Origin of the sequence: Erwinia sp. 9145 (genome assembly GCF_000745075.1) — a bacterium.
Taxonomy (GTDB): Bacteria; Pseudomonadota; Gammaproteobacteria; order Enterobacterales; family Enterobacteriaceae; genus Erwinia; species Erwinia oleae.
Genome location: NZ_JQNE01000001.1, coordinates 1,905,588 through 1,915,885, shown reverse-complemented (window position 1 = coordinate 1,915,885; position 10,298 = coordinate 1,905,588). Strand labels below are relative to the sequence as shown.

At 53.8% G+C, this 10,298-nt stretch carries 10 protein-coding genes; 3 read left to right on the top strand and 7 right to left on the bottom strand.

Annotated features, from left to right (window positions below; translation table 11 throughout):
* Positions 1 to 23: 23 nt before the first annotated feature.
* Positions 24 to 2,174, bottom strand: coding sequence for a hypothetical protein (locus tag FA91_RS09360; RefSeq protein WP_156103070.1), 2,151 nt, complete (start codon positions 2,172 to 2,174; stop codon positions 24 to 26).
* A gap of 297 nt (positions 2,175 to 2,471) precedes the next feature.
* Positions 2,472 to 3,062 (bottom strand): TetR/AcrR family transcriptional regulator, encoded by a 591-nt coding sequence (locus FA91_RS09355; RefSeq protein WP_034914960.1) that lies wholly within the window; start codon positions 3,060 to 3,062, stop codon positions 2,472 to 2,474.
* A 74-nt stretch (positions 3,063 to 3,136) separates the two neighbouring features.
* On the opposite strand from FA91_RS09355, the gene bdcA reads away from it, so the two are divergent.
* Positions 3,137 to 3,850 carry an SDR family oxidoreductase gene (gene bdcA / locus FA91_RS09350; protein WP_034914956.1) on the top strand — a complete coding sequence of 238 codons (714 nt, stop codon included), beginning with the start codon at positions 3,137 to 3,139 and terminating at the stop codon, positions 3,848 to 3,850.
* A gap of 29 nt (positions 3,851 to 3,879) precedes the next feature.
* On the opposite strand, the gene FA91_RS09345 is transcribed toward bdcA, so the two are convergent.
* Both FA91_RS09345 and asr read right to left on the bottom strand, forming a co-directional pair.
* Complete coding sequence (locus FA91_RS09345) at positions 3,880 to 4,686, bottom strand: serine protease (RefSeq protein ID WP_034914953.1); 807 nt, start codon at positions 4,684 to 4,686, stop codon at positions 3,880 to 3,882.
* A 271-nt stretch (positions 4,687 to 4,957) separates the two neighbouring features.
* Positions 4,958 to 5,266, bottom strand: coding sequence for an acid resistance repetitive basic protein Asr (asr, locus tag FA91_RS20780; protein ID WP_034914951.1), 309 nt, complete (start codon positions 5,264 to 5,266; stop codon positions 4,958 to 4,960).
* A 238-nt stretch (positions 5,267 to 5,504) separates the two neighbouring features.
* On the opposite strand from asr, the gene FA91_RS09335 reads away from it, so the two are divergent.
* Positions 5,505 to 6,104, top strand: a complete 600-nt coding sequence (locus FA91_RS09335; RefSeq protein WP_034914948.1) for a peptidoglycan recognition family protein — start codon at positions 5,505 to 5,507, stop codon at positions 6,102 to 6,104.
* Positions 6,098 to 6,526, top strand: a complete 429-nt coding sequence (locus FA91_RS09330) for a hypothetical protein (protein ID WP_034914946.1) — start codon at positions 6,098 to 6,100, stop codon at positions 6,524 to 6,526. The genes FA91_RS09335 and FA91_RS09330 overlap by 7 nt, the downstream gene beginning before the upstream one ends.
* 102 nt (positions 6,527 to 6,628) lie before the next feature.
* On the opposite strand, the gene FA91_RS09325 is transcribed toward FA91_RS09330, so the two are convergent.
* From FA91_RS09325 to rstA, 3 genes are read right to left on the bottom strand one after another with little or no spacing between them, the layout of a single operon-like run.
* Positions 6,629 to 8,119: a carboxypeptidase M32 gene (locus tag FA91_RS09325; protein WP_034914944.1), complete on the bottom strand. Its 1,491-nt coding sequence runs from the start codon at positions 8,117 to 8,119 to the stop codon at positions 6,629 to 6,631.
* Between the two features lie 27 nt (positions 8,120 to 8,146).
* The gene (rstB, locus tag FA91_RS09320) at positions 8,147 to 9,451 is read right to left on the bottom strand and encodes a two-component system sensor histidine kinase RstB (protein ID WP_034914942.1); all 1,305 of its coding nucleotides are present in this window, start codon (positions 9,449 to 9,451) and stop codon (positions 8,147 to 8,149) included.
* Positions 9,448 to 10,170, bottom strand: a complete 723-nt coding sequence (gene rstA / locus FA91_RS09315) for a two-component system response regulator RstA (protein WP_034914940.1) — start codon at positions 10,168 to 10,170, stop codon at positions 9,448 to 9,450. Before rstA ends, rstB begins: the two co-directional genes overlap by 4 nt.
* Positions 10,171 to 10,298 lie beyond the last annotated feature (128 nt).

Genomic DNA, 10,298 nt, shown 5'->3' with positions numbered 1-10,298 from the left:
CGCTGGCGACCGTTTCGCGCTTGTCAGGAGCGCGAAACGGATTGCGCCTCCGGTTCCATGGCGGCGACCTGAGCAGGTTGCATCTCAATGTCAGTGCCACGCCGTTCAGGCTCTGTAATGCCAAAGCTGCTGTTGAGTCTGCTGGTCAGATATCCCAGTGCGCCCTGGACCTCACGCGAGGCGTGACTGAAAGCCGCATTCCCTTTTTCCAGAATCCCACCCGCGCTGTTGCCTACCATTTCACCCACCATGCCCGGCAGAGTTAAGTTTGCCGCAGTCATCGCCAGCGTCCCGGCGGCGTACTCACCGGCGCCGGCGTGCAGGAAGTCGTAGCCTTTGTTCGCTGAGAGATAGGCGATCATCGTCAGATTAAGGCCGACCAAATCTTTAAAGGTTTTCACCGCGCCCTGCAAATTAACGTTTGGATTCGCTGCCTGTTTGTACATCTCATGACTACACCACAAGCCATCAACAATATAGTCGACCATGCCCACCGGATTATCCGACATGAGCGCAACAACGCCGCCGCAAATCATACCGGTAAAAGCGGTCAGCCCAAGTTTAGGCAGGAAATCTGCATTATGAGGCGGCGCAGCCGTTTCAGTTCTGTTGTTGCGCTCATCCGGCGTGTTCCTGGTCAGAAGATCGTGGCCTTCTTGCAGCACTGAATCCATTTGTGTCAGCGTACGCTCAATCTGCGCATCGAGATTATCAGACAGATGTTTTTCGCCGCCGCCGCGAAACGCGCGGTCAATTTCTGCAAAAGCCTGGCGGTTGCCCTGTAGTCCTTCGATGTAGTCGTGTAGCCGCGCTTTGGCATCACTCCGCAGAATTAACTGGTCATTACGGGAGCCGAAAACCAGAGACTGCATTTTCTGGATAATATGGTTCACACCTTTGCCCAGCTGTTTCTGATTAAACCATCCGAATGTGGCTGCGCCGGAGAGTAAACCCGCGCCAACGCTGAAGGCTGGCGCGCCGTGCAACGGCTTCATTGCGTTAATAAACGCCGGGCCGGCATAAATGAGACCCACCACGCCATTAACAAACAGACGATTGTTGGCATGCTGTAGAACTGACTGATGGTTAGTACTGTCATTTGTCATCAGGCCGGTCAGCAGCGCAAGATTTTTAACAAAGTGCGGGATCAGGGTTGAACTGTACTCTTTTTCATGGGTGACCAGTGAAACCGCCAGTGGTAAGGGATAAGCAGCCAGTGTCAACGCACCGCGCCAGGCACGTTCGGTCAGGGGAACCCCTTTGCTGAGCGCGTTAAGTTCGCTGATGATATCGTTATTTGCGCTGCGCAGACTTTTCTCGGCGGCTTTTGGCAGTTTGGCGTCGGTCAGGATCGCGTCCAGCCCTTCGGCATGCGTGATCATTGTCTTAATCTGTTCAGCGTACTCGCCGCGCAACTGCGACTTAAACTCTGCATCATCACGCTGTGATAAAGCCGCATGCACATCAGTACGCTGCGACGTTTGTCTCAGCGCATGGGTCAGTTTTTGCATCGCGCCGTCAGCCTGCTCCGCCCCCTCGGGCGCGTCAACGTAAACGTCTCCTTCAGACGCTGCCCGCTGAAGCAGATGATCGTGCAGTTCAGCCACCGTCTGCTGTAAATCTTTAGCGGATTCACGGCCATCAGCATCCGTTAATTGCGGAACAATGGCCGCCAGTAAATCAGAGACTTGCCTGAGCATTGGAGGAATAGTGTCGTCACCGACCAGCGGTTTAGCCAGATCGAGCGGGCGATTCAGTTGGTCGATTAATCCACGACACGCCTCGCTGGCGCTATGCAGAAACTGGCGTAGCCCCTGACTACTTTTGACCTGCGGAAACGTGGCCGGGTCAAGTTCGCGAAGGAGATGTAATTTTAACAGTATGCCGCCTTCAGGCAGACCAGCCCACTGACCATGACCGGCAAAGTGCGCCGCCTGGCGAAGCGTGTTGACATCACTTGCAAGCTGGTGCAACTGCGGTCGCTGCCCGACTGTACTCTCTGCTAATTGCTTTTGAATCTGAGTATTGACGTTGTCAAGAAGCGTATTGAGTGGCGGTTCAGTCAACTCGTGAAGCGCGTCGGCATCCTGAAGTAAATCAGGTAGCGCCGTTATTAACGGTTCAAGGCCACTGAAATTATGTTGTCCTGACTGATGCAGCAAAGCCGCATTCAATGTATTCCGCAATAATGCCTGTCCCTGACCTGGCGTCATTCGCGATGGCGGTAGCGGGCTGCCACTCAGCGCAAAGCAGTGAGCAGGGCCAGGCTGTTCCGTATGTACTGGCTCATTATCGGCAGACGGATGTGGATGTAACGTACTCGTGATGGAAGAAGAAGTTGGATTCATTATGTACTCATGAATAAAGATTTTTATATACGTGGTAATAAGCCGTAAGAAGTTCCTTAAATTCATGGGGTAGAGGGATAGGTTTTATTTATGACGGGCGCCTGCCCGGCAACGTTGCAAACGTCAGGTCGGAAACGCATTACTCAACGCCATACCGGCAAGCTGCGCGGTGGCCAGCAGACGTTCAGGCGACTGACCACTGCGCGCTTTGGCGGAAAGCCCCGCCATCGTAGTGCTGATAAAGTCGGTCAGGCGGACTGCGTCCTCCGGGTGGCGCTCAGCGATAAAATCATGGATCGCCTTTCCGGCGGCGAAGTAGTAATTGCTGGCGAGCGCGCGGGCATCCGGATCGTTACAGCGAACCCCTTCCAACACCAGGCAGCCTCTTGCAAGCGGGTCGGCCGCATAATACCGTGCCGCCTCCTCAAGGAGTTCTGCCAGACACTCAGCAACCGGTCGGTCAGGGCGAAGGATCTCGTTTAGCGGGATCGCACCCTGATGGCTGTAGCGATCGAGAACACGGGTAAACAGTCCCGCCTTGCTGCCAAAAGCCGCATAGAAGCTGGGCGCTTTGATGTTAAGCGCATCGGTAACATCCGACACGCTGACCGCGTCGTATCCGTACGCGTGAAAGAGTTTCTGTGCGGTTTCCACCGCGATAGCCGGATCGAAGCTGCGAGGCCGTCCAGGCGAACGGGTTAATTTTTTAGTCATGACTACATAATCCATTGACGAGGCTCTCAGGGTATTATATACCGTCTACTACAATATTACTTGTGGAGTGTGTTATGACAGATTTTAAAAATAAGTCGGTGCTGGTACTGGGTGGAAGTCGCGGCATTGGCGCAGCAATCGTCCGGCGATTTGCCGCAGATGGCGCGGTCGTCACCTTTACCTGGGGTGGTTCGTCGGAGGCGGCACGGCAGCTTGCCAGCGAAACGGGCAGCGTGGCGGTGCAGATCGATAGCGCCGATCGCGATGCGGTTATTGCGCAGGTACGCGCCAGCGGCCCGCTGGACGTGCTGGTGGTGAATGCAGGCATAGCCGTTTTCGGCGATGCGCTGGAGCAGAGTGCTGATGAGATTGAGCGGCTTTTTAAGATCAATATCCACGCGCCTTACTATGCCTCGGTCGAAGCGGCCCGACAGATGCCGGAAGGCGGACGGATCGTTGTTATTGGTTCGGTAAACGGCGACAGGATGCCCATTGCAGGCATGGCGTCTTATGCGGTCAGCAAGTCGGCCTTACAGGGACTGGCGCGGGGGCTGGCGCGCGACTTCGGCCCGCGTGGCATCACGATAAACGTGGTGCAGCCGGGGCCAATTGATACCGATGCCAATCCGGCTGAGGGGCCGATGAAGGCGTTGATGCACAGCTTTATGGCGCTTAAACGGCACGGGCGGCCGGAAGAGGTCGCCGGTATGGTCGCCTGGCTGGCGGGGCCGGAAGCAGGGTTTGTCACCGGCGCAATGCATACGATAGATGGCGCTTTTGGCGCCTGAGCGTCTGCTTATTCGAAACGCTTTTGCTGTTACTGCGCCAGCGCTTCCAGATTATCGCGAAAGGCAGTAACGGCAATGGCGCGGTTGTCCGCCAGATAACGGTCTTTCGCTGCCGGTGCCGAGCTCTGCACCGCGATAAGTTGCCAGGCATTATCCACCTTTAATAACAGCGGCGAGCCGCTGTCGCCCGGCAGCGTATCGCACTGGTGCGACAGCACGCCTTTCTGCGCCCATCCGGTCACCAGACAGTCGCGATGTGAATAGAGCGTCTCCAGATGATCTTCCGGGTAGCCTGCCTGCGTCACCCGTCTTGAGGTCTGTTTCAACGCTGCGGTTAAGTCGCTGCGGCTGCCGTCAAATAGGGGAATCGGCGTGATGCCTGAGGGGGGATTGCGCAAGACCACCAGGCCGTAATCGTAGGGCGCTGCCGACGCGGGCACAATCCAGCCGTCGCCGTCTGCCTTCAGCTTTTTTCCCAGCGCGGGATCGACACGCGTTTCTATGTCGTGGATCTCATAGCGCCAGCCATTTTTCTCATTGGCAATAAAACGCAGAGCAATAGCTTTATCCACTTTACCCGGCGGGATCACCAGGCAGTGACCGGCGGTCAGCGCCAGATGCGCAGAGATCAGCGTTGCACTGCAAAGGTTGCCGCTGGCGGTCTCAAGCTGGCCGATGGCTTCCCAGGGCTGGCTTGCATTATCAGAAACCGGCCTGCGTTCATCGTTGCCAAAAAAAAGGGTTTTCACGTCCGCACTACTGGTATCGTCTTCGTCAGCATGACCAGAAAAGGAAAAAGCTAAACACCCGACCAAAAAAGCTGCTTTTAGGCGCATATCTCTCTCTGAATGGAGAATAATCACAATTTAACCCTGAGGATGGTGCTAACTATAGTCGGATACGGGGCAAAAAGGGAGAGTAAACTGGAATATCAGCACGCCAAAAAATTACAGCCAGAAACTGGCGGTAATGACGCCGCAGACGATCATCACCAACAGGATAATTTCGAACAAGTAGCGTCGTACCATTATCCGTGACTCCAGAAAGAAACACCCGGCGAACCGGGTGTTAAGTGACATCATGCTATCAACAGTTATATTTCTGCAATTATGCTGCTGGCGTTGCTGCTTTTTTCACTACTTTTTTGTGGTGTTTTTTAGCGGCCTGCGCTTTCTGAGCAGCGGGTTTTTTAGCTGCTTTTTTATGGTGTTTTTTGGCAGCCTGCGCTTTCTGTGCGGCGGCTTTTTTATGTTGTTTGTGATGCTTAACGGTGGTTGTTTTCGCCGGAGTAGACGTCGTGGTGCTGGTGGTGGTGCTTGAGTCAGTTGATGCTGGCGCAGCAGCGGTATCAGCAGCGAAAGCAACAGAAGACATACCCAGAGCAGCGGCTACAACCAGAGCAAATAATTTTTTCATTGCAAAAATCCTCGATTTTATTTCACATGTCAGCCCACTGCGGGGCCGGTAGGTGAACTATAAGGGAGTGGTTTGCACTGTTCAGTGAGTGATTGGTATCGGCGTGTAACGGATTGTACAAAGGGCCGGTGAGTGTCAAATTGTGACAGGCATTTCAAAAAAAACATCATAAATTTGTCTTGAGTGTGGCGATAGCGCACTATGCAGGCTGGAAAAGGAAGAACAAGGACGAACAGGCATGTTATATATCGATGAAAAGGGTTACGTTGATGCAGAACGCATTGTTGTTAAGATTTTTAATACAATTGAACGAGGAAAATTGCGTAAAGTTAACGGCATAATAGTACATCAGACGGGCGGCCCCAGCGCTGAAAGCGCATTCAATAATTATAAAAATAAAGGTGCAAATGGCGCGCATTTTCTGATCGCTAAAGATGGGGCGATATATCAAACCGCTTCTTTATACAAAGTAGCCAATCATGTTGGCAATATCAGGTCAAGATGTCTTATGGAAATGAGATGCAGCCCTGTGGAACTCGCTAAGATCAAACCTTTCCTGAATCAATATAAGCAACTATCCCGTATTGAGCAAAAAAAAACCTATCCAGAACGATATCCAGCTAATTTTGATTCTATTGGAATAGAAATCGTGGGAAAGCCAGAGTCCGGGGAAGGTGAAAATGCCATTTATGAAAAAGTTAATGATGCGCAAAATAGTTCGCTTAAATGGTTAGTTAACCAACTGTCAGATACATTCAATGTTTCAATGGCTGATGTCTTCAGGCATCCGGAAGTATCGTATAAAGTTAAAACTGAAGCAGGCACGGCAAAATGGTGAATATACTTCATTCGTTGCTGATTTTGCTTTACGCTGTAAATGTTGCGCAGGTAAATGCAGCGTCAGACAGAAAAATAGTATCAATAGAAATTAACGAAACAGGTAAAAGTGAAGATGACGCCGAAAATGTGAAAAGTGGCTGTCGTAATTTTATCCCTGACATGAAAGATATTCGTGCTTTTTTCCTCAACTCGCAGCCGGTGCCTCTCAGCTTTATCGTGCACGATCGCTACTCGCCTTGCTATGCAACAGGAAGTGTCGAATTTAATAATAGTTTTCGCGGAAGATGGAAAATATATTCCAGCGGCGGCGGCGTATTATTTTGGGATACGGGCGACAAGGTGAGCTTATTTTATAAGCGTTACACATGGCGCGATCCGTTTGAATGTACCTATGATGCGGTGGGCGAAGAAAAGTGTTAGCGGGGAACATGAAGCGGCTGAAATCTCATTAAACAAACTCGCAGACGTCAAAATTACTGAAATTTGTGCGGCCGTTTACCGACCGCACAGCGTTTATATCGGTTAAATGCCCCGCAAATAGCGATTCTCTAAATGCTGGCGGAACCAGACAGGATTCAGGTCTTCGCCGGTGGCATTCTCAATGAGCTGGCGGGTGCTGAAACGGCTCCCGTGCTGCCAGATATTTTGCCGCAGCCACTCGAAGACCGGTTGCAGATTACCTTCCCCCAGCAGTTCATCAACCTGCGGCAGCGCCTTCTTCAATCCCTGGAAAAGCTGCGCGGCATACATTGCGCCGAGCGTATAAGTAGGGAAGTAGCCGAACGCGCCATCGGTCCAGTGAATATCCTGCATACAGCCATCGCGATAGTTACCGGTGGTATCCAGGCCCAACAGCGACTGCATTTTCTCCTGCCATAGCTGAGGAATATCATCCACCTCGATGTCACCTTCAATCAGCGCGCACTCAATTTCGTAACGCAGAATAATGTGCGCAGGATAGCTGACCTCATCGGCATCCACGCGGATCAGGCCTGGTTTCACGCGCTGATTAAGCGCAATAAAGTTGGTGGTTTCCAGCGCAGGCTGATCGCCCAGCAGCAGTTTGACCTGCGGCAGGATCAGGCGCAGAAATTCGGCGCTGCGACCCAGTTGTTTTTCAAAAAACAGGCTTTGTGATTCATGGATTGCCGTTGAGCGGGCCAGCGAAACCGGCTGTCCCGGCCACTGCTTCGGCAGGTTCTGCTCGTAGCGCGCGTGGCCGGTTTCGTGGATCACGCCCATCATCGCGCTGATAAATTCGTTTTCATTGTAGCGGGTGGTAATGCGTACGTCTTCCGGTACGCCGCCGCAGAAAGGGTGGGCGCTGACGTCCAGCCTGCCTGCATTAAAATCAAAATCAAGCTGCTTCATGATCGCCAGGCCAAGCTGCTTTTGCGATGCAACAGCGAACGGCCCGACCGGCACCTCAACGGTTTCCCGCGCCTGCTTATCGACGATGCGTTGCAGCAGATCCGGCAGCCACTGCCTGATGTCGCCAAAGGTATTGTCCAGCTTCGCGCGCGTCATGCCCGGTTCGAACATATCCAGCAATGCATCGTAGCGCGAAACGCCACCGGCCTGCGCGCGGATCTCCGCTTCCTGGCGACTCAGTTTCACCACTTCTTTCAGATTTTCAGCAAAGCCCTGCCAGTCGTTGGCCGGACGCTGCTGTCGCCAGGCGTGTTCACATCGCGTACCCGCGATGGATTTGGCTTCCACCAGCGAGGCGGGGAGCAGGGCGGCCTGCTGCCAGACACGGCGCATTTCGCTCACGTTAGCGCGTTCGATATCATTCAGCGCAGCGGGGTCGACCTCATTCAACCACTGGCCGACCTCTTTAGCCGTCAGGATCTCATGGCGCAGCACGCTCAGTTCAGCCAGCGCTTCGCCGCGCGCGCTGCTGCCGCCTGGCGGCATCATGGTCATCATATCCCAGCCAGCAATGGCTGAAAGGTGACCGAAGCGGGAGAGGCGGGTAAACGTTTTGGTCAGATTTTCATAGGCAGAAGGCATGGGATTCCTTGATGTTGTCTGGCGCCATCAGGCAGCGCGTGAAGAAGGGGTTAAGGGTAAATTAATCGGCCAGCAAAAGCGAACGCTGGCGCCGCCCAGCGGGCTGGCGCCGATGGAGACGTTACCGCCAAAAGCCTGCGCGACGGAATGCACGATGGCCAGGCCCAGCCCGCAGCCGCCGGTGGCACGATCGCGGCTGGGATCGAGCCTGACAAAAGGTTCAAATACCCGCTCGCGTTCTTCGGGCGGAATGCCGGGGCCGTCGTCTTCGACCTGCATAAAAGCGCTCTCGCCATCAAACCACAAACTGATGCGCAGACGCTGGCTGGCATAGCGCAGCGCGTTATTAACCAGATTATCAAGCACGCGCTCGATCAGGCGCGTATCCGCCACGCCGTGATTCTGCCGCTGCGGCATATCCAGTTCAATGGTGAAATCAGGGTGCATAAAGCGGATGTCTTCCAGCCGTTCGCTGAGCCAGCGCGCCAGATCGAGCGGCTGCGCGTCGAGCTTTACTTCAGGACGATCGAGGCGTGCATAGGTCAGCAGCTCCTCAATCAACGACTCAAGCTGGCCGATGTCACGATTCAGCGCGGCAGCTTCCGCTTCCGTCAGGTTCTCACTCATCTCCAGCCGGTAGCGCAGGCGCACCAGCGGCGTGCGCAGTTCATGGGCAATACCGTCAATTAACTGTTTTTTACTGGCGACCAGGGCGTTGATATTGTCCGCCATCTGATTGAAGGCTACGCCAAGACGCAAAAGGCTTGACGCGCTGTCGAAATGGACGCGTTCGTCCAGATGCCCCTGGCCAAAGCGCTGTGCGGCGGCCTCCAGCCGCAGCATCTCCTTCCAGTGCGGACGCATCCAGATAAACACCGGAAACGCCAGCGAAATGCCGATAAACGCCAGCAGCGCAATGTCCAGCAGCCGCATCTCATGCAAATAGAAAAGGTAAGGAATGGGCCCCACCGCCAGCACATAATGGCTACGTGGAATGTGTTGCAGGAAAGTGTATTCATCATCGAGCGCAACGATTTCACCGGCGCGCAGGCGTTTGAACGTAGCCGCATCGAGCCGGTAGTTGCTCATGGGTTCGATATGCAACTTGAACGACAGGTTGAGATCAAGATTATCGATGGTTTTGTTCCAGTCGCGCGGCGGGATCTCCCGCAGTTCGCTGCGCATCAGGTACAGCGAACTTTTCATCAAATCGTTCATTGACTGGCGCCCGGCGCGTTCGGCGGTGAATTTATAGACCAGCCCGACCAGCATCGCCATCACCAGAAAGCAGACCGACAGCAACAGGTAGAACTGAATAAACAGTTTCTTCATTGCTCTGCATCCCAGGCATGTGGCGCGAAAAGATAGCCTTTGTTACGGATGGTTTTGATGCGATAGGGTTCGGTGGCGCTGTCCAGCAGTTTTCTGCGCAGTCGCGATATCGCCACGTCAATACTGCGATCCATCCCGTCGTAGCTGACGCCGCGCAGCGTCTTTAACAGCGCGTCGCGGTTTAAAATCGTGCCTGCATGGGTCGCCAGCTCCCACAGCAGATCAAAATCCGCCGTGGAAAGAGCAACGACGTCGTTGCTGAGCAGCACCTGACGATTAAGCGGATCGATGCGCAGGGTGCCGAATCGCAGCTCTTTTTGTCCGCTGACGGCGGGCGCGATATCCGTCGTGTTTCCTGCCTGACGCAGATGCAGCCGCAGTCTTGCCAGCAGCACCGCAGGCGGTGTGGTTTTGAGGATATAGTCATTGGCGCCCATTTCCAGCGACAGGATATGATTCATGTCGCTGTCGAGGGAGGTCAGCAGCACAATGGGCCCGGTCCATTTTTGCTGTGAACGCAGGTCGCGACACAGCGTCATGCCATCCTTGCCGGGCAGCATAATATCCAACATCACCAGGTCGGGATTGGTTTCAGCAATGGTCGCCTCAGCGCGATCGCCGCGGCTTTCCACCACCACCTCGATATCATGGCGATTAAGGTAGGCGGCGATCAGTTCGCCTACGTCCGGGTCGTCTTCAACAAATACAATTCTGTTCATACGCGCGTTTATCTGAAAAGAAGTAAGCAAGATTACCTTTTGTCCGGCCTTAGCACTATTCCCCTACGCTAAATAACGCCGGATATATAGTATAAGCGCGGAAAGATATGCCATTATATTAGCAGGGT